Source organism: Azospirillum sp. TSO5, assembly GCF_003116065.1.
Classification (GTDB): Bacteria; Pseudomonadota; Alphaproteobacteria; order Azospirillales; family Azospirillaceae; genus Azospirillum.
Map to the genome: position 1 here is coordinate 1 of NZ_LGQY01000080.1, position 22,672 is coordinate 22,672.

The window sequence follows — 22,672 nt, forward strand, 5'->3', positions numbered from 1 at the left end:
GGTGGCGGCGGGGGCGGGGGCGGGGAAATAGCTCTTGTCGGCGTTCACCACCAGCGTGCCGTTCCACCACATGTTCGACTGGCCGGCGGCGACGTCGCGGCCGTCGAGCGCGCCCTTGTCGTAGCTGACGATGCCGGCGGTCGGCGCGACCGTCTTGCCGCCGATGCTGATGCTGTTGACGGTCAGGCTGCGGTCCTGGCCGTTGATGACGGCATCGTTGTCGTACTGGATCTGCACCTTGTGCGCGGTGTCGGTGGTCAGCACGGGGGTGAAGACGAAATCCTTCGCCGTCGTGCCGGCGGTGCCCTCACCCACCTTCTGGCCATCGACCAGCAGGGTGAAATGGGCGTTCACGCCGGCGGCGGCCTTGCCCAGGGCGTTGACGACGATCTTGGTGGATGAGGTGGCCATCGGTTCGGTGTCCTCGCCTGATGTGCCCCAGGGTATTGATGTCCCCCTGGGGTCTGATGTCCGTTTTGGGCCTGAACCCGGATGCCGGCGGAGGATGGCGAGGACCGGCGGGATCTTTGTGTGATGTTTTCGCTTAAAAGCGCCGAATCTGCGACAAATTGTGGCTACTCCTGCCGTGGGCCGATTCGCACGATGGTCGTGATTGCAGTGCAGCATTTCCGCAACAGCGAGCCGTGCGAAAATTGCGGCTTTCCCGTATTCCTGCAGGAAGCCGTTGAACGAAAGGTGCTTTTCCCGGATTGTTTGGAATAGCCACAACTGTCTACCGCCGGCATGAGACGCGGTGACCGCGAGGCTCCGGACCCCCATATGTCCGGACGCCGAGCGGAACGAGGATTGACTGAGAGATGCACGAGTACAGCGAGCGGCCGCGCCGCGCCGACGATCACCCCAGCCACCGGCCGTTGCCGCCGGGCTGTTTCCGGGTGCAGCGGCCCATTCGCTTTTCCCACTGCGACCCGGCCGGCATCGTCTATTTCCCGGTCTATTTCGACATGTTCAACGGCGCGGTGGAGGACTGGTTCACCCAGGGGCTGGACATCGACTATGCGACGATGATCCTGCAGCGGCGGCTGGGCCTGCCGATCGTGCATGCCGAATGCGATTTCGTGATCCCCAGCCGCATGGGCGACACGCTGACGCTGGGCGTCCTGCTGGAACGGCTGGGCCGCAGCTCCCTCAAGCTGCGGATCAACGGCGAGCATGAGGGGCAGGTGCGGTTGTCGGGCAGCCTGACGGTGGTCACCACCTCGCTCGACGATTTCGCCGCGGTGCCGATCCCCGACGACATCCGCGCCGCCATGCAGCGCTATCAGGCGGGTTGCGACGCGTAAGGGGGGCGGCTATCACAGCGGGGACTTGGCTTGAACCGCCCTGCCCTGCTGCGACGGACCTCCATGGACGACATCGACCGCCGGCTGATCGATCTGTTGACGGTGAACGCGCGCACCAGCACGGCGGCGCTCGGCCGCGCGCTGGGGCTGTCGCGCTCGACCGTGCAGGACCGCATCGCCCGGCTGGAGCGGCAGGGGGTGATCGCCGGCTATACCGTGAAGCTGGGCGACCCGGCGCCGCGCCGTGGGGTGTCGGCGCTGGTGATGATCAGCGTGAACGCCCGGCTGGCCGACCGCGCCGTCCATGCCCTGCGCAAGATGCCGGAGGTGATCCGGCTGCACAGCATCAGCGGCCAGTATGATCTCTGCGCCACCGTCGGCACCGAGACGCATGACGCGATGGACGCCGCGCTGGACAGCATCGGCCGCCTGCCCGGTGTGGAGCGGACGATGTCGTCGATCGTGCTGTCGACGAAGATGGAACGGTAGGAGAGGCCCCCCGTCCGGTAAGGAACGGGGGGCGGAGAGTCTCCTTGGTCCTTACGACTTCCCGTCCATCTGGATGACGCGCAGGTTGTTGGTGGTGCCGGCCTGGGCGAAGGGGATGCCGGCGACGACGACCATGGTGCCGATCCGGCCGGCGAACTCCTCCGCCCGCGCGGTGGAGATGGCGCGGTCGACCATTTCCTCGTAGGTGCGGATGTCGTCGGACAGCACGCTGTGGGCGCCCCACAGCAGGCAGAGCCGGCGCGACACCGCCTTGTCCGGGGTGATCGCCAGGATCGGCACCTCCGGCCGCTTGCGGGCGATGCGCGCCGCGGTGGTGCCGCTGGAGGTGAAGGCGACGATGGCCGAGGAATGCAGGCTGTTGGCCAGATCGGCGGCGGCGGCGGCCACGGCGTGGGGCGGGCTGTGCTCCTCCCCCGGATGGGTCGCCTGGATCAGCGAGTGATAGAGCTTGTGCTGCTCGGTGGAGCGGATGATGCGGTCCATCATGGTGACCGCTTCGACCGGATACTGGCCAGACGCCGATTCGGCCGACAGCATCACCGCGTCGGCGCCGTCATAGATGGCGGTCGCCACGTCCGACGCCTCGGCCCGTGTCGGGGTCGGGGCGGAGACCATCGAATCGAGCATCTGGGTGGCGACGATCACCGGCTTCACCGCCAGACGGCAGGCGCGCACCAGCTCCTTCTGGCGGCCGGGCACGTCCTCGTGCGGGATTTCGACGCCGAGGTCGCCGCGCGCCACCATCACCGCGTCCGACAGGCGGATGATGTCGTCGATCCGCTCCAGCGCCTGCGGCTTCTCGATCTTCGCCATGATGCCGGCGCGGTCGCCGATCAGGCCGCGGCCCTCGATGATGTCGCCCGGCTTCTGCACGAAGGACATGGCGACCCAATCGACACCCAGCTCCAGCCCGAAGGCGAGGTCGGCGCGGTCCTTGGAGGTCAGCGGCGACAGGTCGAGCACGGTGCCCGGCAGGTTGACGCCCTTGCGGTTGGAGATGGTGCCGCCGACGACGACGCGGGCCTCGATCCAGTCGTCGCCCAGCTCGGTCACCTCGACGCGGACGCGGCCGTCGTCGATCAGCAGATGGTGGCCGGGCATGATGGCGGCGAAGATTTCCGGGTGCGGCAGCGGGATGGAGCGCTTGTCGCCGTCGCTGCCCTGCAGGACGAAGCGGATCGATTCGCCGGTGGCGACGGCGATCTTGCCGTCGCGGATGGTGCCGACGCGGATCTTCGGGCCCTGGAGATCCTGCAGGATGCCGATGGGGCGGCCGACCTCCGCCTCCAGCTCGCGGATGGCGCGGTGGACCTTGGCGTGGTCGTCGTGGGTGCCGTGGCTGAAGTTCAGCCGGAAGGTGTCGACGCCGGCCAGGAACAGGGTTTTCAGCATCTCGGGCGAGTTGCTGGCCGGTCCGACGGTGGCGACGATCTTGGCGCGGCGATGACGGCGCATGTGGTTCCGGCCGCGGGGGCCGTCCTCTTTGGCTGGGCCGTCCGGTGCGCCGACGGGACGGCGGCCACCTTGGAGGGACGGCGGGGTGACTGGTCAGCAATGGAACGGCCGGAGCGGGCAACCGGTTGGGGGTGCCCGTCGACTGTTCGCGTGCCTGAACAAGGTGTCGCCATCGCCGTCGGAAAGCAAGGCGAGTGGCGGAATTGGAATTCTTCCAACCGCCCGTGCGGGTCCTCAATGGCGCGGATGGGGGCGCGGATGGGGGCACGGATGCGGGCGCGGCGAGGCTGCGCGTCTCGCAGCGGAAGGTCAGCGGCGGCGGGGTTGGGGATGGGCCGGTGGAGGGGGACGTGACCATCACCACTCGAACGATTTGGGTATAAAAGGAATATAATCTTTAACGCAATCCCTTAACGAAGCGGTCAAGCGACGTTGCGGGCTCACAAATGTTAACTTTTTTGCCGACGCGAAAGGCCGTTTCCGAATTGGAATTACCTCCGTCGCTGTAGCCCGGCATGCCGGATGTTTGCCAATCCAGTGTCCGAATGGATAAATATAATCGGCAATCATCTGGTGTTGTTTTGGGCGTGTTTTGGAAGAATGATGCGCATAAGCGAGTTTGGCGGGATTGGTATTGGTCTATGTCTTTCGAGATTATCTTGAGAAAGTGAGTGTAAGCAAAGTGTATACTGATGTGATGAAAAGAAGACTGTGGTATGGATCGCAGAACCTGTGACCAAGATGGGATATAGTCTGCCGATCTGACTCCACCCCCTTGAACGACCCTGTGATCGGCTGAGCCAAATTTGCCACAAGCTTCGAGAAAAGTTAACCGGACTTGGAAAGGTTTCGTTAACCATTCAAGCCCCAGCATGGCTTCAACACAACGGACATAGGATTGAAGTCATGAGCACGACCACCGCGCCGAGCAAGATCGTCGTCAACGCCTACGGCCAGTCCCAGGATGGCGTCGCGCCGCATTTCAAGCTGCTGGTGGATGGTCAGGAGGTCGGTTCGGCCAATGCGGCCGCCACCTCGTCGAAGGCATACAGCTTCACCGCCGACCTTGCGGCGAACACCGCGCATACGGTCCAGGTCGTCTACGACAACGACACCGTGAACGCCGCCAATCGCGACCTCTATGTTCAGTCGATCGAGGTGAACGGCCACACGCTGAAGCCGACCGACGCCATCTATGAGCGCCATGACGATGCCGCCCCGGCGCCGACCCAGGCCGGCCAGGAAGCCATGTGGTGGGACGGCGCGCTGACCTTCAAGACCCCCGCCGCTCCGGTGGCCGCCGTTCCGGCCGCCCCCACCACGGCTCCGGCCGCAGGATCCGCGCAGAACGTCATCACCGTGAACGCCGCCGGCGATGCGGCGGGCGGCGAAGGCGCGCACTTCACCGTGCTGGTCGACGGCAAGGCGATCGGCGAGGGCACGGCCACCAGCCCGGACGCCAAGGACTTCAAGTTCACCGCCGATCTGGCGCAGGGCACCGCCCATGCGGTCGAGGTGAAGTACGACAACGACGCCGTCATCGGCGGCAGCGATCGCAACCTGTATGTCCACAGCGTCGGCGTCGACGGCAAGACCGTGGCGGCCACCGATGCCGCGATGTCGGTCCACCGCACGGCGGACGGCGCCAATCTGGGTGCCACCAGCGACCTCTATTGGGACGCCACCCTGACCGCCAAGCTGGACGCCAGCCATTTCGCGGCCACCGGCAGCAGCACGGGCGGCTCGACGGGCGGCTCCGCCGATGCGGGCAAGGGCGGCAGCAGCACGGGTGGGTCCACGGGTGGGTCGACTGGCGGCTCCACGGGCGGTTCGACGGGCGACGCCTCGCTGTCGCTGAAGGTCGGCAACGTCACGACGTCCGATCCGGGCATGGTGCAGAGCAGCGGTTCGATCAACGGCTTCCTGCACACCAACGGCAACCAGATCGTCGATGAAAGCGGCAACAACGTCCGCCTGACCGGCGTGAACTGGTTCGGCGGCGAGGGCTACAACTATGTGCCCGCCGGCCTGTGGGCCGACAGCTACCAGGGCCACATCGACAGCATGAAGGGCCTGGGCTTCAACGTCATCCGCCTGACCTGGGCCGACGACATGTTCGACAGCGAGGCCGTGACCAACGGCATCGACTACTCGAAGAACCCGGACCTGAAGGGTCTGACCCGCCTGCAGGTCTATGACAAGGTCATCGATTACGCCGGCAAGGTCGGCATGAAGGTGATCCTCGACCACCACCGCAACGACGGCGGCGCCGGCACCAACGAGCACGGGCTGTGGTACACCGCCAACAACCCGGAATCGAAGGTGATCGCCGACTGGAAGATGCTGGCCCAGCATTATGCCGGCAACGACGCGGTGATCGGCGCCGACCTGCACAACGAGCCGAGCGTGACGGCTACCTGGGGCGACGGCAACCAGGCCACCGACTGGGCCGCGGCGGCCGAGCGTATCGGCAACTCGATCCAGACCGTCAACAAGGATTGGCTGCTGCTGGTCGAAGGCACGGAGTGGAGCAGCACGCTGGCCGGCGTGAAGAACCATCCTATCGAGTTCGACGTGCCGAACAAGCTGGTCTATTCGCCGCACGCCTATGGCCAGAGCGTCGGCAACTTCAGCTGGCTGACCGACAGCAACTTCCCGAACAACCTGCCGGCCCAGTATGACGGCATGTGGGGCTTCATCTATAAGAACAACATCGCCCCGGTCCTGATCGGCGAGTTCGGCGGCCAGATGAACAGCGCGGCCGAGCAGACCTGGGCCAACGCCTTCGTCAAGTACATGAACGGCGACTGGAACCTGGACGGCAAGAGCGACCTGCCGGCCGGCCAGCAGGGCATGAACTGGACCTATTGGGCCTGGACCCCGGAATCGGGCGACGTCGGCGGCCTGCTGGAGAAGGACTACAAGACCATCGATCCGACCAAGATGAACATCATCAAGGCGGGTCTGGCGTCCAGCTCCGGCCACTCCGGTTCGGTGCCGGGCAGCGACGAGGCGGTCTTCACCGTTCAGCTGGCCAAGGCGGTCACCACCGCCACCACCATCGACTACGCGACCGAGGACGGCACCGCCAAGGCCGGCAGCGACTACACCGCCGCCCACGGCAGCCTGACCTTCCAGCCGGGTGAAACCAGCAAGACGGTCTCCGTCCACATCACCGGCGACAACGTCACCGAGGGCACGGAGAACTTCCTGCTGCACCTGACCCACGGCACCGCCAACCTCGGCACCGCCACGGGCTACATCACCGACCACGCGGCGTAAGGGGCAGTTCCTCTACCGCACAATGGGGCCGGCTCGCGTCGAAAGGCGCGGGCCGGCTTTTTTTGTGTTTATGAACGACACAAGCTTCCAACCGCCGGCCACTCGACCGCCGGATGCCCGGCCAGACGGTCGAGCAGGCGGTCCAGCAGGTCCCAGATCGCCGCGTCATGCACCAGATGGTGGGTCAGCAGGCCAATGGGCTCGGCGGGGGTGCCCCTGCCCTCTTGGTGGCCCTCGCGGCGGTCGCGCAGTTCGCGGCAGAGGAGGTCCAGCAACCCGTCCAGCGGGACGGCGGAGCGGGTGCCGTGCCAGTCGATCAGGTCGAGGTGGGTGTTGACCCAGGCGATCCCGTCCCGGCTGGCGGGCGCCGGGCCGAAGGCGGAGACGGCGCGGTAGCCGGCGGCGGACAGGCGGGACGGCATGTCGGCGGCCATGCGGTTCCAGGGCGGGACGAACAGCGGCAGCAGGCGGTCGCCGAACAGGGCGCGCAAGACCGACAGGCCGCGTTCGGACTCGGCTTGTCGGATGTCGGCGGGACGCTCCGGGCCGAACTCGCACTTCTTCTTGCCGGGGGCGGCGTGGTCGGCGTGGGACCAGCCATGGACCAGCGGGGTGACGTTCGGATGGCCGGCGAGCGCTTCGGCGAGCGAGTGCTCGGCGTCGGCGGGGATGACGGCAAGGCCGAGTGGGATGCCGGCCTGGGCGCAGCGATGCAGAAGGCGGTCGAGCTGCGGGCTGGCGGCGATTGCGTCGTCGTCGCGCAGCCAGAAGGCGCAGCGGCGGCCGAGATCGGTCCAGCGCGCCAGTTCGTCGTCTACCGCGGTCCAGTTGGTCATGGCGTCTTCTCCGCCAGCATGGTTTCGACGATCTCCACGCTGCGCGCCGCACCGGCCAGCGAGGAGGGGCTGAGCGGCGGAATGCGGGCGCCCAGCACGGAGGTCAACGCGCGGGCGAGGCTGTCGGGCGTGAGGTCGGCCTCGCGCAGGGTGGCGATGCCGGGCTGGCGGGCCAGGATGGCAGCGCGGATGGTCTGTTCGACCTCCTTGCCGTCCTCGAAGGGGCAGAAGACACTGGGGACGCCGGCAGTCAGGCAGTCCAGCGCGGTGTTGTAGCCGCAGCGGCCGACCGAGGCGGCGGCGCGACCCAGCAGGGCGCGGAAGTCGGGACGCACCGGCTCCACCAGCAGGCGGTCGGCCGGGGCCATGGTGCGCAGCCGGTCGGCCAGCGCCGCGTCGCCCTTCGCCACCAGCAGGCGCCAGCGATTTGGCAGGGCGGCGGAGGCGGCGCAAAGGGCGGCGGCCTCGAAGACCGGGCGGCCGACCGGGCCGCCGCCGGCGGTGACCAGGATCTCAGCATTGCCGTCGGTGCCGTCGTCGGGGACGGGCGGCGGCGGGACGACGAAGCCGGTGTAGCGCAGCAGCGGACGCATCGCCGGGGTTAGCGGCCAGCTGTCCTCCAGCGGGATCAGGGCGGGGTCGGAATGGACCAGAACGCCGTCATAGAAGCGCAGCAGGCGGTTTTCGGTCTCGGCGACGCGCTTCGGTTTGGAGGGCGGGGCCAGGATGTCGCGGACCGATGCCAGGGTCAGCGGCGGGCGCGGCAGGGCGCGGGTACGCTCCAGCAGGGCGTCGAACTCGGCGGCGAGGGCGCGGCGGCCGAAGGGGAAGAGTTCGGTGATGATGACGTCGGGGCGGAGGCTGTCGAGCAGGCCGGTCAGCATCGCCTGACGCGCGGCGAAGAGGGCGGCATCGGCGGGGCGGCCGTCGGCGGCCAGCATGGTGGCGAAGTCGGCGCCGTCGCTCGCCAGCGGCGGCAGCTGGTGCAGGGTGGAGCCGCCGCTTCCCAGATGGGGGGCCGGACGGCCGCCGCTGACCACATCGACGCTCCAGCCGCGGGCGGTGAAGGATTCGGCCAGGGCGAGGGCGCGGCTGAGATGGCCGGTGCCGAGCAGGTGGGTGACGGCGATCAGGAGCTTCATGACAGGCGCTGCCCCTCCCGTGGGCCGGCGGGATGGAGCGTGCCGTCGGCGGCGAGCACCATGGCGTAGAGGCGGTCGCGCTTGACCGGAACCGGCGGCGGGCCGCGGAAGTCCCAGCCCCAGGCCAGCGCCAGGGCGACGCGGATGACGCCGATGTGGGTGACGATGAGGTGACTCTCCTTCTCCCCCCCGGGGAGAAGGTTGGGATGAGGGGGTTCGGCGCAGCCGAAGAGATCCTCGCCGTGTGTCCCCCTCACCCTAACCCTCTCCCCGGGGGGGAGAGGGGATTGGTCCTGGGTTGGGAGAGGGAGCAACTCCTTCAGCCAAGCCGTCAACCGATCCCGAACATCCGCTGGGCTTTCACCGTCGGGGGGGCGGAAGTCCCAGCCCCAGTGTTCGAGGTCGCGGTAGCCGCTGGCGGGATCGGCGCGGAGGTCGTGGCCGCGCCGACCCTCCCAGGCGCCCCAGTCCATCTCGATCAGGCGGGGGTCGGTGTGGACGGGGCGGTTGTCGCCAAGGACGCGGGCGGTCTCGATGGCGCGCGACAGGGGGCTGGCGTGCAGGGTGGCGTCGCGCCAGTCCGGCGGCAGGGTCAGGCGGACGAGGCGGTCGCGGCCCTCCGGGTCGAGGGGGATGTCGGTACGGCCCTGGATGCGGCCCTCGCGGTTCCAGGCGGTGATGCCGTGGCGCAGGAATGCGAGGCGGATCATGACATCAGTCCGGTCAGCAGGCCGCGCAGACGCTCCGCCGCGGCCGGCAGGGCGTGGTGGGCCTCGACATGGGCGCGGGCGCGCTGGCCGAGCCGGCGCAGGGCCGGCGGGTCGGTCAGCAGGGCGGACAGGGCGGCGGCATAGTCCTGCGCGGTCGGGCCGGTCAGCCGGCCGCCTTCGCCGTCGCGGATGACGGTGCCGGTGCCGGCATTGTCGACGGCGAGCACGGGGACACCGTGGGCCTGGGCCTCCAGATAGACCATGCCGAAGGCCTCGTTCAGGCCGGGCCAGACCAGCAGGTCGGCGGCGCGGTAATGGGCGGCGAGGTCGGTGGGCGGGCGGGCGCCGAGGAGACGCACGCGCTGGCCGAAGGGGGCGAAGAGGGCCGAGACCTCCGCCGCCGCCGAGCCGTCGCCGACGATGTCGAGCGTCCAGGGCTGGGCGGGCAGGAGGGACAGGGAGTCGGCCAGCAGGCGGTAGGAGGCGAGCTTGTCGCCCGGCCGCATCATGGCGACGGTCAAAAGGCGGGGCGGAAAGGCGAGTTCGGCACGCTCGACGGCAGTGGGGAGTTCGAGGAAGGGGGGCAGCATCGCCACCTGCTGGCCGGGCGGGCCGTAGGCCTTCACCGCATGACGGTCGCGGGCGCTGACGCAGAGAACGAGGGCGGCCTGTTCGATGGCGGACTCTGCCGTGGCGGCGAAGGCGGACCAGGGGCCGGTCAGGCGCTTGCGGGCGCGGGTCGCCTCCACCACGACATAGGGGATGCCGAGGGCGCGGGCGACGGCCGGGCCGATCAGGTCGGGCGCCTTGTAATAAACATGGTAGCTGAGCCACAGCGCCGGGCGCCGGGCCGGTTCGGCGGCGTAGAGGGACAGCAGGCGGTCGCACTCGGCGGCGGCGGCGGCGGACAGGCGGGCTTGCGCGGCGGGGTCGCCGGTGCCGTCATAGACGCGCAGGCCGCTCGCCACCTCCACCGGGCCGGTCGCCTCCAGCGCGCGCAGGATCAGCCGCGCCATCTGGCGGTCGCCGGAGGGGATGGGGTGGTCGACCGGTTTCAGCGGGGCGTAAAAGGCGATCCGGCGAGGGGTCACGCCGCGGCCTCCTCCAGGCGGCGGACGAGGCGGTCGATGCCGGCGGTCATGCCGAACTCGGCGCGCAGGCGGTCATGGGCGGCCTCACCCAGCCGCAGGCGGAGCGCCGGATCGGTGGCGAGCCGTTCCAGCGCGGCGGCGATGGCGGGCGGGGTGCCGTCGGTCAGCAGGCCGTGGGTGCCGTCGGCGATGAATTCCGGGATGGCGGAAACGGCGGTGGAGAGGATGGCGAGGCGCTGGCTCGCCGCCTCCATCAGCACGTTGGGCAGGCCGTCGCGGTCGCCGTCGCCGGCCACCACGCTGGTCAGAACGAACAGGTCGGCATGGCGCAGCGCCTGGATCACCGTCGCCTGATCCTGGGCGCCGCGCCAGTCGATGCGGTCGGACAGGCCGAGCCGCTCGGCCTGGGCGCGCAGGGACTGTTTCAAGTCGCCGGAGCCGATATGGACCAGCCGCCAGTGCAGCCCGTCCGGCAGCGTCGCCAGCGCGTCGAGCAGCCGGTCATAGCCCTTCTTCTCCACCAGCCGGCCGACCGACAGGATCTCCACTGCGCGGTCGGGGGTGGAGCCGTCGCGGGCCGGGGCGTCCGACCGGTCCGGTGGGGCGGGGAAGCGGGAAAGGTCGAGGCCGTGATAGACGAGGTCGATGCGGCCAGGATCGGCGGCAAGGCCGCGCAGATGGGCGGCGCCGACGGCGGTGCAGGTGGCGCCGAAGCGGGCGTCGGCCAGCTTCTCGCGCTTCTCCCACTCCGGCGTCGTCCAGATGTCCTTGGCATGGGCGGAAAAGCCCCAGCCGATGCCGCGGATCGAGGCGGCATAGCGCCCGACCGAGGCCGGGGTGTGCAGGAAATGGGTGTAGACGAAGGGCACGTCGGCCGGCAGCTCCGCCGCGAGAACGAGGGCCTGTCCGAAGCGGCGGCCCCGGTTGGCGGTGCGGTCGCGGTTGAGGTCGCGCAGCCAACCCGCCGCCGTGCGGACCAGACCGGCCGGGTGGCGGAGGATCAGGTGGCCGAGAGCGCGCAGGACGCGGCCCGGCTCGTCGCGCAGATATTCCGGCAGGTAATGGACGGGTGCGGTGATGCGGTCGTGCAGGGCGTGGCGGCGGCTGTCGGTGGGGTGGCGCAGTGACCAGATCGCCAGTTCGATGCCGCGCTGCTGCAGGGCCAGAAGCTCCTGCGCGATGAAGGTCTCCGACAGGCGGGGATAGCCCTTTACCACCACGGCGATCTTAAACGGCGAACGGGTCGGCACGCCGGACGGCGGGTGGCCGTCCTTCCCCAATCCAGACGTCATGCGCGCTTGCCCGCCATCGCGCGGGACATCCGCTCCGCCGCCCGGCGGATCGGGGTGACGAGGGTGGCGCGGGCGATCACCGAGTCCGCCTCCAGCACCTCGCGGGTCAGCCCGACGATGCGGTCCAGCCCGCCGAGCAGGCCGGGCAGCGGGCTGGCCGAGGGCGGCGGCTGGCTCGACAGGGCGCGGATGGCAGCGGCCATCGCCAGCGGGTCGGTGCCGTCGCGGTCGCTGTCCAGTGTGCGCAGCAGGCCCAGGGCCTCCGCCGCCTCGGCGCGGATGCGCTGTTCCAGCCGCGGCCGGGTGCGCGGAGCCAGGACCGACGGCTTGTCGAAGGACAGGATCTCGCAGAAGGTGTTGTAGCCGCCCATCGCCACCACGCCGATGGCCCCGGCATAGAGGTCCTCCATGCGCGAATGGAAGTTGATCGTCTCCACCCTGCCCTTCAGCCGGCGGATGCGGGTGGCGAACTCCTGGCGGCGGGCGTCCTCCAGGAAGGGGCCGTAGACGATCAGGGCGCGCGGGGTGAGGTCCGGATCGGCTTCATAGGCGGCGATGGTCCAGTCGACCAGGGCCGCGCCGTCGCCGCCGCCGCCGGGAGTCACCAGCACATAAGGCGCCGCCATAGGCAAGTCCGCGGCCTGGACGGCACCGCCGCCCTCGGTCGGCTCGCGCTTCAGATAGCCGGTGTAGCGCACCCGCGCCGCGATCTCCGCCGGCAGGTCGAGGCCGTCGAGCGGGCGGTAGACCTCCGGCAGGCCGTAGATCCAGAGCTGGTCGTAATAGCGTTCGATGGCGGCGACCGCCTCCTTGCGCTCCCATTCCGGCTGCAGGGCTTCCGGCGCGTCCAGCACGTCGCGCAGGCCCAGCACCACGCGGGTGTTGCCGGTCGCCCGCATCTCCTCCAGCGCCGGCAGGAATTCGCCGTGCAGGCCGGTCGGCTCCTTGTCGACGATGGCCAGCGTCGGGCGGAAGGCGCGTGCGGTGGCGCGGATGATCTCCGCCCGGATGGCGGCGGTCTCCTCGATCGGCAGGCCGAGGTTGCGGGCGGTGTAGCCGCCGTCCGGCAGCTTCACCACGCCGGGCAGGCGCACATGGTCGACCCGCTCCGGAAAATCGAAGCGGCCGGCGACCGGCGAGCCGGTGAGGATCAGCGCCGAGGCATCGGGAAAGGCCGATACCAGCGCTTGGGCAATCGTCCGCGACCGCCGCAAATGGCCCAGCCCGAAGGTGTCGTGGCTGTAGAGCAGGATGCGCGGCGGGGTGCGGTCGGGATGGATGGAGCGAAGGGGGGCCAGGGGCTGGTGCATGCTCGGACACTCCGCTTCAGCACTGCGTCGGAACCGAAAAGCCGTTGCAGAACAATTCACTGTGCTCGTCTGAGGACCGGCTCGGTCCCGGTGGTTGCGCGACTGGTCCAGGGACCGGCAGCAGCGCTCCAGCCTGGATAGAACCCCTCACATGGATCGCGCCGCGCATCAACCCGCCTTCCGGCCAGGAGGCGGCAACCCAGCTATGCGCTGTGATATATGAGTTATGGCCAGGCTCACGCTTCGGGGAGCCGGCTGTTTCGAGGGGTCAGTCGCCATGATAGGGATCCAGGGCGTCGCGCAGGCCGTCGCCGAAGAAGTTGAAGGACAAGACTACCAGGATCACCGGCAGCATCGGCAATGACACCCAAGGATAGGTTTCCACCGCCATAAGATTCTGGGCGTCGTTCAGCATCACCCCCCAACTGGTCGCCGGCGGGCGCAGGCCCAGCCCTAAGAAGGACAGTGCGGTTTCGCCCAGGATCATCGCCGGGATCGACAGGGTGGCGCTGGCGAGCAGGTGGCTGGCGAAGTTGGGCAGCAGGTGGCGGCGGATGATGCGGGCCGGGCTGGCGCCCATCAGCTCCGCCGCCATGACGAAATCCTCCTCGCGCAGAGCCAGGAAGCGCGAGCGCACGGCGCGGGCCAGCGACGGCCAGTCGAGCAGTCCGAGGATGACCGAGATGCAGAGGAACACCGTCACCGGGCTCCATTGTGCCGGCACCGCGGCGGACAGTGCCAGCCACAGCGGCAGCTCCGGCAGGGATTTCAGGATCTCCGACAGGCGCTGCACCCCGGCGTCGATCCAGCCGCCGAAATAGCCGGCCATGCCGCCCAGAGTGATGCCGATGGCGAAGGACACGGCGATGCCGAGCAGCCCGACGGTCAGCGACAACTGCGCCCCGATGGCCAGCCGCGACAGCATGTCGCGACCCAGCCGGTCGGTGCCGAGCAGATGCAGCGAGGCGTCCGGCGGCGGGCAGACCAGCCGTGTCCGCAGTTCCACCAGCCCGAGGAAGCGGTAGGGCACGCCGGGGCAGAAGAACCGGAGCGGCATCGGCCGGCTGGTGTCGGTCTCGTAGCGCCAGCGATAGTCCTTCAGGTCGGGATGGCCGACGGTCGGGTAGACGAAGGGGCCGATGAAGCTGCCCTCGTGGAACAGGTGGATGCCCTGCGGTGGGGCGTAGAGATGCTCCACGTCGCGTTCGTTGGCGCCGTAGGGCACCAGGAAATCGACGAAGGGCAGGCTGAGATAGGACAGGCCGAGGAACAGCGCCCCCAGCACCGCCAGCCGGTGGCGCAGGAAGCGGCGCAGCATCAGCCGCCCGGTGGAGGCACCCGGATCGAAACGGGTGGTCGGGGCGTCCGGCGACTCCGGATCGGGATAGGGCCGGCTGTCGACGTAATGCTCCCAGCCGCCTTTCGTGGCCCCGTCCTTCATGGTCCCATCTTTCATGGCCCCGCCTTTCACGATTGCGCCTTCCTCGCCTTGCCCAGGCGGATGCGGGGATCGAGCAGGGCGAGCGCGATGTCGGAGACCAGCATGCCGACCAGCACCAGCAGCGAGATGAACATCAGGATGAAGCCGGACAGGAAGATGTCCTGCGCCCGCAGCGCCTCCAGCAGGGCCGGGCCGATGGTCGGCAGGCTGAGCACGACGGAGATCAGCACCGATCCCGACACCAGCGACGGCAGCAGCGAGCCGATGTCGGAGACGAAGGGGTTCAGCGCCATGCGCAGCGGATAGCGGGTCAGCCGGCGCAGCGGCGGCACGCCCTTGGCCTTGGCGGTGACGACATAGGGCTTGCCCAGCTCGTCCAGCAAATTGGCGCGCAGGCGCCGCACCATGGCGGCGGTGCCGGACAGGCCGATGACGATGGTCGGCACGATCAGGTGTTCCAGCACCGAGCCGATCTTGGCCCAGCTGAGCGCCTGATCCTCATAGCGGGCGTCGACCAGCCCGCCGATGGGAAGCCCCAGCCATTTCTGGCCGTAATAGAGCAGGATCAGCGCCAGCAGGAAGTTGGGCGTCGCCAGCCCGATATAGCCGACGGCGGCGGCGAGGTAATCGACCCAGCTGTTGGCGCGGATCGCCGCCAGAGCCCCCAGCGGGAAGGACACCAGATAGACGAACAGCACGGCGGCGAGGTTGAGGATGACGGTGAACCACAGCGTCTCCCCCACCACCTCGACGACCGGCTTGTTGAACTCGAAGGACCAGCCGAGATCGCCCTGCAGCAGGCCGTGGAAGCCGTTCGGCCCTGGCCAGACGCCGATCCAGACCAGATACTGCTCCGCCAGCGGACGGTCGAGGGCGTATTCGTGGCGCAGGAACTCCGCCTTGGCCAGACCGGCCTCCTGGCCGGTGGCGCGCAGCTCGGCGATCTGGTTGGACAGATAGTCGCCGGGGGGGAGGTTGATGACGATGAAGATCAGCATCGACACCACGAGCAGTGTCGGCACCATCACCAGCAGCCGGTGCAGGATGAAGCGCAGCATGGGTGTCAGTTCCCCCCGCGGTGGCTGCCGGCCGGCTCCGGATCGGCCGGGCGGGCGTCGGCGAAATAGAACTCGTCGGGGCGGTAGACGCCGAGATAGGCGCCGGGATCCCACAGCCACAGCCCCTTGTCCGGGACGTTGCGCAGGCGGTTGGAAACGGCGATGGGCTGCGGCGTCTTCGACACCACGCCGATGGCGTAGAGCTGGTCGGCATGGATGTCGAGCAGCGCCGACCACAGGGCGCGCCGTTCGGTCTCGTCGGTGGTGTGGCGCCAGCGCCGGGCGAGTTCCATCAGCTCCTGCGGGATCGGCATGTCGATGGGTTCGCCGGCGCTGCCGGAGGTCTGGTAATACTGCCCCCATTTCGGCCAGCTGAAATTCTCCTGGGTCATCGGCGCCAGCTCCTCCGGACTGCTGTCGGGGTCGGGGATGCCGTTGTCCCAGCCGCCCCACACCGCCATCATCGTCTGGCCGGCATAGACCCGGTTGCGCAGGACGTCGCGGTCCACCGTGCGCACCAGCAGCCGGACGCCGATGTCGCGCCAGGTCTCGGCGATGATCTGCATCGCGTCGGCCACCTCCGGCTTCTCGCCGGCGGTCTCGACGATCACCTCCAGCGGCCGGCCGTCGGGAAGCCGGCGGTAGGCGGCGCCGCGCGGGCGCTTCAGCCCCATCTCGTCCAGCAGGGCCGCTGCCTGCTTGGGGTCGTAGCCGGTCCACAGCCCGTTGCGCTCCGGCTTGTAGAGCGGGCTGCGCGGCAGCACGTCGACACCGCTTTCCTCCGCCAGCCCGAAAAAGAGCGAGCGGTTGATGATGCGGCGGTCGATGCCCATCGACAGGGCGCGGCGGAAACGGACGTCGCGCAGCACGGCGCGCCAGACCGGATCGTTGTAGTTCAGGTTGGGATAGAGCGCGATCTCCGCCGCCTTGCCCTCCGGCCACAGCAGGGTGCGGTAGTCACCGGCCTGCTCCCCCGCCACCAGAACCGGGACCTGGGAGAAGGTCAGCCCTTCGGCCTGGAGGTCGGCCTTGCCGGTGGCGACCTGGGCCGGAATCAGCCCGCCGGCCATCACCGTCACGTCCAGCCCGTCGGTGTAGGGCAGCTGCATGCCGCGCGCGTCGAAGCGGTGGTAATAGGGGTTGCGCTGGAACAGCAGATGGGTGCCGGTGCCCTTCGAGATCGCCATCCAGGGCTGCAGCGTCGGCTCGTCCGGGTTCTCCATCCGGAACATGTCGTCGCGGGCATTGTGCAGGGCCGCCCAGTTGCGGACCTTGTATTTGGCGATCAGCGGGGCGAGGTCGGCATCGCTGGTATAGCGGGCGTGGAAGCGCTTCAGGTAATGGGCCGGGCGGTAGATGAAGGGCGGCCGGGCAGCGGCCAGCGCCGGGAGGAAATAGGGGTTCGGCTCCTCCCAGCGGAAGCGGGCGGTGACCGCGTCGGGAAAGCTGACCTCCGGCGGCTTGCCGTCCACCAGCATGAAGCGCGGCGGGCCGGAGGGCGACAGCATCGGGTTGTTGGCGATGTCCTCCCACCAGTAGCGGATGTCGTCGCTGGTGAAGGGGGCGCCGTCGGACCAGCGGTGGCCGGCCCGCAGGGTCAGGGTGAAGTCGCGGCCGTCATGGACCGTCACGTCCTTCAGGATGTCGGGCACGATCTCCCGCTTGGCGGTGTAGCCGACCAGCCGGGCATAGCCGTAGAGCACGGCGATGCGGCTGTTGCGCCGCTGGGTGATGAAGGTGCGGATCCAGCCGCCGGAGCGGCCGAGATCGCGGCCCTTCGCCTCCAGATCGACGATCAGCGGCTCCTCTGGCATGCGCTGGCGGACGGGGGGGATCAGGCCGTAGACGACCTCGTCGCGGAGAAGGGCCGGCTCCTGCGGGGTGAAGGCGGCGGCGGGGGTGGCGAGGAGGAGGGCTGCTGCGACTACCGCGCCCCACTTCCCTCTCCCCCCCGGGGAGAGGGTCAGGGTGAGGGGGATGCGTTGCAGGATTTTCGCGAGCATTCCGCCACGCGTCCCCCTCACCCTTCCCACCGCAGAGCGGTGGGCCCCTTCCCTCTCCCCGGGGGGGAGAGGGTGATTCAAGCCGGCGGGGCGAAAGTGCTTGCTCATGCCGCCCGCCTCACAAAGTGCCCCGGCGCCGCTTCCACCAGCGGAGGGGGCGCGCCGTCGGGGGTGGGGCGGAAGGGTTCGGGCCAGAGGTCGGGGCGGCCGGCGCCCAAGGCCACGGTGGCGATGTCGATCGGACGGTCGACGTCGGGTTCCGGCGAGGCGGCGATCAGCGCGCGGGTGTAGGGGTGCAGCGGGGCGGAGAACAGCAGGGCCGGCGGTGCCTCCTCCATCACGCGGCCGGCACGCATCACCGCGACACGGTCGGCCAGCCGCGCCACCACCGCCAGATCATGCGAGATGAACATCAGGCTGAGGCCCAACCGCTGCTTGATCGATTCCAGCAGGTCGAGCACCTGCGCCTGCACCGACACGTCGAGTGCCGAGGTCGGCTCGTCGCAGATCAGCAATTGGGGGTCGAGGGCGAGCGCGCGGGCGATGCCGATGCGCTGGCGCTGGCCGCCGGAGAAGGCGTGGGGGTAACGGTTGGCCCAGGCGGGGTCGAGGCCGACCTGCGCCATCAGCGCCCGCACCCGCTCGCGCCCCTCGCCACGGCCGCAGACGCCGTGGATCGCCAGCGGTTCCGCGATGATCTCGCCGACGCTCATGCGGGGACTGAGGGAGGCATAGGGATCCTGGAAAACCATCTGGGCACGGCGGCGGTAGGCGGTCAGTTCCGGCCCGGTGGCGGAAAGGAGGTCGAGCGGCTGCTGCCCGGCGGAAGACCGGAACAGCAGGCGGCCACCGGGATCCGGCCGCTCCGCCAGCATGGCCAGCCGCGCCAGCGTCGTCTTGCCTGATCCTGACTCGCCGACGATGGCCAGAGTCTCGCCGCGGCCGACCGACAGGTCGACGCCGTCGAGCGCGCGGATGCGCAGGTTGCCGCGCTCGTAGGTCTTGGCGACGCCGTGGAATTCCAGGATGGCGTCGCGCACCTCCTCGCCCGGCGGCGCGCAGGTCATCGCGGGGATGCAGGGGGCGGCGGCCATCAGCTTGCGGGTGTAGCCGTGCAGCGGCCGGCCGAGAACGTCGGCGCAAGCCCCCGATTCCATCACCCGGCCGGCGCGCATCACCACCACGGCGTCGGCCATGTTGGCGACCACCCCCAGATCGTGGGTGACCAGCAGAACCGCCATGCCGGTCTCGCCCTGCAGCTCCTTGATGAGGGCCAGCACCTGGGCCTGCAGGGTGACGTCGAGCGCGGTGGTCGGCTCGTCGGCGATCAGCAGTTGCGGGCGGGCGACCATCGCCATGGCGATCATCGCGCGCTGGCGCAGGCCCCCCGACAGCTGGAACGGATAGGAGCTGAAGGCGCGTACCGGATCGGGGAAGCCCACCCGCTCGAACATGGCGAGGCAGCGCTCGCGCGCGCCGGTCCGGTTGCAGTTGCCGTGCAGCCGAAGCACCTCGATCGTCTGGTCGCCGATGGTGTGGAGCGGCGACAGCGCGCTCATCGGTTCCTGGAAGATCATCGAGATGCGGCTGCCGCGGATGTCGCGCAGGCGGGACGCCGGCAGGCGCAGAAGATCGACCGCCTCGGCACCCTGGCCGAACAGGATCGAGCCGCCGGTGACCGTCGCCCCGCGCGGCAGGATGCCGAGGATGCTGCGGCAGGTCAGCGTCTTGCCCGATCCGGACTCGCCGACCAGCGCGACGCTCTGGCCGGCGCCGATGGAGAAGCCGACGCCGTCGACCACCGGACGGGGGGCGTTGCGGAAGCGGATCGTCAGGCCCTCGACAGTCAGCATCTTTGCGTCTCCAGGCCGCTCGCGTATCGGGATGACCGGGGGCCAAACCCCCTCTCCCCCCCGGGGAGAGGGTCGGGGTGAGGGGGTCGCACAGCGAGGATTCTCGGGATGGTCACGCCATGCATCCCCCTCACCCTAACCCTCTCCCCGGGGGGGAGAGGGGATGCTTTACGCCTCAGCCCCATCGCATCCATTCCATCATGCTTGCGTTGCGGATTCACTGTTGTCGCTGGTTTCGGCCGCTTGGGAGCCGGGCGACGGAAGCGACGCCTGGGCCGGGGCCGGAGGCGGGACGGCCGGGGCTTCGCTGGTCAGGCGCTTGCCGACCTGCTGGATCACCCGCAGAGGCAAGTCCGGCACCGACGACAGCAGCCGCAGCATGTTCGCCCCGTCCAGCCGCAGCAGACGCAGGTCGGTGCGGGCGCGGATGGTGGAGAAACGCCGCACGCCGGCCAGCAGCTCCAGATCGCCGATCACCTCGGGCGGCTTGATGTAGGCGATGTGCAGCGGCGGCTGGTTGTCGGGCATCAGCCGCACCAGCTCCGCCTCCCCTTCCGCCAGGACGAAGGTGAATTCCGACGGCTCGCCGCTGCGGTAGATGAAATCGCCGGCCGCCACCGTGCGCCATTCCGACGCCGTCAGCAGGCGGCGCAGCACCGTTTCCGGCAGGTCGGAGAAGACGGGGGAGCGCGACAGCAGGCGCAGGGCCGGCTCGTCGGTCTCCTCCGTCTCGCCCGGCATGGTGTCCTCGTCATGGTCGGCGCCATTCTGGCCGCGCCGGACCAGCCGGCCGTCCTCCAGGTCGTAGAGCGCGTCGAAGGCCGGGTTGTCGGAAATCCGCTCCTCCAGCACGATCAGCGTCATGGTCGGCAGCAACTCCTTCATGGCGAGGAAGATGCGCAGCCGTTCCTCCGGATCGTAGCTGTTGAGCGCCTGATAGATCACGAAGATGTCGGGCTTCTTCATCAGGCCGCGGATCAGCTGCACCCGCTGGCGCACGCTGATCGGCAGCAGCGAGCCGCCGATGCCGACCTCGCCCAGCGCCACCAGGATCAGCACGAAGGCGCGCGCGTCGGTCCGCTCCAGCGCCTCGTCCACCAGGACCCGCAGCTGGGTGATGGCGCGCGGATCCTCCGTCGTGATACGGCCGAACAGAAGGTTGTCCATCACGTTCAGGCGCGGGTGGTAGAGGTCGGGATCGAAGACGGCGACCTTGTCGCGCAGCTCGTACGGCATCTCGTTCAGCAGGCTGCGGCGGATCGCCATGATCGCCTCGCGCTCCGCCGGGGGCACGAAGTCCATGCCGTCGCGCTTGGGCACGATCATCAGGAACATCGTGGCGAACAGCAGGGTGTCCGCCTCCTGATGGCGGCGCTGCGGCCGTTCGGAGCGGCGCTTCAGCCGGGTGACCGCCTCCACCAGCTCTTCGAACAGGGCGTCGTCGATGTGCGGGTAGCGCATGATCATGACGTCGCCGTCGGCGCTGTCGCGGTAGACGCCGACCACCCGCATGGCGAAACGGCGGCCGATGCGGACGGCGGAGTCCCACAGCCCGTATGTTTCCATCAGCTCGCGGACGGTCGGGTTGCAGACCATGCGGGCGACCGTCAGCCGCTTGCCGTCCGGCAGGCCGAACAGCATGTTCTCGGCAAGGCTGGCGTAGGGGTTGAAGCAGTCGCGTTCGAAGCGGGCCAGCAGCTTGTCCATCCCGCGTTCGGTGATGGCGTCGCGCAGCCAGTGGCGGGCGCGCAGCAGCGGCTGGGCGACGAAGGGGTAGTCGTCGGGGTCGAACACCTCGCGCAGGCCGCGCTGGTAGACGGCGGTCTCGCCGCCGGTCGCCGCCAGGCACTGCATGAACCAGGGGCGCAGGCTGGTCCAGTCGGTGGCGCCGATCATGGCGAAGTCGGTCCAGATCCCCTCCATGCTGTCGGTGGAGTTGCCCGACGCCTCGGCCTCCACGATCTCGCGCCGGCGGGCGGGCGACATGCTGTCCGGATCGTCGGCCGGCGGGCGGTGGCGCAGACCGTAGGTGATGTTCTGCATCATGCTGCCGGTGAACATGCGCGGTTCCGGGCTGGCATAGGCCATGCGGCGGCCCAGCAGCTCCAGCGGAATGGCGTCCAGCGACTGGTCGCCGATGGTGATCCGGCCGGAGGTCGGCGGCGACAGCCGCACCAGCACCTCTGCCAGACGGCGCAGCGCCAGCGCGTTGGTGCCGGCGATGCCGATCAGGGAGCCCGGCGGCACCTCCAGCGACAGGCGCTGCAGCATGCGGTCGCCATATTCGTTGGCCCAGGTCACCGCCTCCAGCCGCAAGGGAGCCTTGAGGTCGGGGGGCGTGGCGGGCGTCGGCGTCGTCCACTCGAACAGGAAGGGGGGCGAGAACTGGTCGGCGATCTGCTCGTACTTGATCTGGGCGTCAATCATGTTCTGGTAATAGTCGAGCAACTCCTTCCAGGGGGCGGTCAGGTCCTTGAAGGCGGAGAGTGCCGCCACCAGCGCGCCGATGGACATGTTCCCGTGCAGAACCAGATAACCGCCGATGGAGAACAGGAAGAAGGGGGTAATCTGGTTGATGAAATTGTTCAGGAACTTGACGAAATACTTGCGCTTGTAGATCTCCAGCCTGATCCAGTAGATGCTGCCGAGATACTGGGAGAATTCCGCCATCACGTAGCGGACGGTGCCGTTGACGCGGACCTCGCGGACGTTCTCCACGCTTTCGCCGATGCGTTCGGACAGCTGGCGGACCTTGCGCACCCGCTCCTTGCCCAGCAGCTTCACCTTCATCTGAAGCTTGGGGATGATGTAGGCCTGCACCGGGATCAGCGCGACCGAGACGAGGCCGATGGTTGGTTGCTGGATGAACAGGAACAGCAGGATGGTGAGCATCGTGCCGCCCTGGTAGAGCGGCTGGGCGAAGGAATCGCCGATGAAGCCGGCCAGCGGTTCGGTTTCCGCCGAGATGGTGGAGATCAGCTCTCCCTGGCTGACCTTGGAGAAATGCGGCAGCGGGAAGCGCAGCATGCGGTCCAGCAGCAGGAAGCGCAGGCGCCGAACCTGCCGTTCGCCGACCACGCCCTTGAAGGTGTTGATCCGCATCTTGAAGGCGCCGTTGGCCAGCACCAGCGCCAGGAAGGTGAAGCACAGCACCAGCAGGTAGGTCACCGGCCCCATGGCGACGCCGAGGATCTCGCGCACCGGCTGGGGATCGGACAAGGCCCGGTTGATGATGATCTTCGGTAGTTCAAGCGAGGCGTAGAGCACCGGGAAGGACGCAACCGTCAACAGGGCGAGCAGGATCTGCTGGCGTCCGCTGTGCTTCCAAATGAACTGAAATATGTTGCGGTCCATCAATGGCCTTCAGCGTCGCGGCCGGTCAGGG

The 22,672-nt window shown here is 68.9% G+C and carries 16 protein-coding genes; 3 read left to right on the top strand and 13 right to left on the bottom strand.

The genetic code is table 11. The features are described from left to right. Positions 1 to 411 (bottom strand): carbohydrate-binding domain-containing protein (locus TSO5_RS20550; RefSeq protein ID WP_282183519.1); only part of this gene is annotated, 411 nt, incomplete at its 3' end. Positions 412 to 818: 407 nt separating this feature from the next. Between TSO5_RS20550 and TSO5_RS20555 the strand changes: the two genes are divergently transcribed. After that, a complete protein-coding gene (locus tag TSO5_RS20555) occupies positions 819 to 1,304 on the top strand; it encodes a thioesterase family protein (protein ID WP_247870848.1) in 486 nt (161 codons plus the stop codon). A 63-nt stretch (positions 1,305 to 1,367) separates the two neighbouring features. After that, positions 1,368 to 1,793: an Lrp/AsnC family transcriptional regulator gene (locus TSO5_RS20560; protein ID WP_085091967.1), complete on the top strand. Its 426-nt coding sequence runs from the start codon at positions 1,368 to 1,370 to the stop codon at positions 1,791 to 1,793. Between the two features lie 51 nt (positions 1,794 to 1,844). Here the strand turns inward: TSO5_RS20560 and pyk are convergent, their stop codons facing one another. After that, entirely contained in the window at positions 1,845 to 3,269 is a 1,425-nt protein-coding gene (pyk, locus tag TSO5_RS20565) for a pyruvate kinase (RefSeq protein ID WP_109153306.1), read from the bottom strand. Positions 3,270 to 4,175: 906 nt separating this feature from the next. On the opposite strand from pyk, the gene TSO5_RS20575 reads away from it, so the two are divergent. Continuing rightward, on the top strand, positions 4,176 to 6,551 hold the full coding sequence (locus TSO5_RS20575; protein WP_109153308.1) for a carbohydrate-binding domain-containing protein: 2,376 nt from the start codon (positions 4,176 to 4,178) through the stop codon (positions 6,549 to 6,551). 68 nt (positions 6,552 to 6,619) lie between these two features. On the opposite strand, the gene TSO5_RS20580 is transcribed toward TSO5_RS20575, so the two are convergent. The 11 genes from TSO5_RS20580 to TSO5_RS20630 form a co-directional block, all read right to left on the bottom strand. Next, positions 6,620 to 7,387 (bottom strand): polysaccharide deacetylase family protein, encoded by a 768-nt coding sequence (locus tag TSO5_RS20580; RefSeq protein ID WP_109153309.1) that lies wholly within the window; start codon positions 7,385 to 7,387, stop codon positions 6,620 to 6,622. After that, positions 7,384 to 8,529 (bottom strand): glycosyltransferase, encoded by a 1,146-nt coding sequence (locus TSO5_RS20585; RefSeq protein WP_109153310.1) that lies wholly within the window; start codon positions 8,527 to 8,529, stop codon positions 7,384 to 7,386. The genes TSO5_RS20580 and TSO5_RS20585 overlap by 4 nt, the downstream gene beginning before the upstream one ends. Beyond that, positions 8,526 to 9,239 carry a histidine phosphatase family protein gene (locus tag TSO5_RS20590; protein ID WP_109153311.1) on the bottom strand — a complete coding sequence of 238 codons (714 nt, stop codon included), beginning with the start codon at positions 9,237 to 9,239 and terminating at the stop codon, positions 8,526 to 8,528. Before TSO5_RS20590 ends, TSO5_RS20585 begins: the two co-directional genes overlap by 4 nt. Continuing rightward, positions 9,236 to 10,330: a glycosyltransferase family 4 protein gene (locus tag TSO5_RS20595; RefSeq protein ID WP_109153312.1), complete on the bottom strand. Its 1,095-nt coding sequence runs from the start codon at positions 10,328 to 10,330 to the stop codon at positions 9,236 to 9,238. The genes TSO5_RS20590 and TSO5_RS20595 overlap by 4 nt, the downstream gene beginning before the upstream one ends. After that, a complete protein-coding gene (locus TSO5_RS20600) occupies positions 10,327 to 11,622 on the bottom strand; it encodes a glycosyltransferase family 4 protein (protein ID WP_109153313.1) in 1,296 nt (431 codons plus the stop codon). Before TSO5_RS20600 ends, TSO5_RS20595 begins: the two co-directional genes overlap by 4 nt. Next, the gene (locus tag TSO5_RS20605) at positions 11,619 to 12,932 is read right to left on the bottom strand and encodes a hypothetical protein (protein WP_109153314.1); all 1,314 of its coding nucleotides are present in this window, start codon (positions 12,930 to 12,932) and stop codon (positions 11,619 to 11,621) included. Before TSO5_RS20605 ends, TSO5_RS20600 begins: the two co-directional genes overlap by 4 nt. A gap of 268 nt (positions 12,933 to 13,200) precedes the next feature. After that, positions 13,201 to 14,373, bottom strand: coding sequence for an ABC transporter permease (locus TSO5_RS20610; protein ID WP_109153315.1), 1,173 nt, complete (start codon positions 14,371 to 14,373; stop codon positions 13,201 to 13,203). 26 nt (positions 14,374 to 14,399) lie between these two features. Beyond that, positions 14,400 to 15,431: an ABC transporter permease gene (locus TSO5_RS20615; protein ID WP_109153316.1), complete on the bottom strand. Its 1,032-nt coding sequence runs from the start codon at positions 15,429 to 15,431 to the stop codon at positions 14,400 to 14,402. A 5-nt stretch (positions 15,432 to 15,436) separates the two neighbouring features. Further along, positions 15,437 to 17,434 carry an ABC transporter substrate-binding protein gene (locus tag TSO5_RS20620; RefSeq protein ID WP_199230960.1) on the bottom strand — a complete coding sequence of 666 codons (1,998 nt, stop codon included), beginning with the start codon at positions 17,432 to 17,434 and terminating at the stop codon, positions 15,437 to 15,439. 104 nt (positions 17,435 to 17,538) lie between these two features. Then, positions 17,539 to 19,287, bottom strand: coding sequence for an ABC transporter ATP-binding protein (locus tag TSO5_RS20625; RefSeq protein ID WP_109153317.1), 1,749 nt, complete (start codon positions 19,285 to 19,287; stop codon positions 17,539 to 17,541). Between the two features lie 198 nt (positions 19,288 to 19,485). Continuing rightward, complete coding sequence (locus tag TSO5_RS20630; RefSeq protein ID WP_247870849.1) at positions 19,486 to 22,641, bottom strand: ABC transporter transmembrane domain-containing protein; 3,156 nt, start codon at positions 22,639 to 22,641, stop codon at positions 19,486 to 19,488. Positions 22,642 to 22,672: the final 31 nt, after the last annotated feature.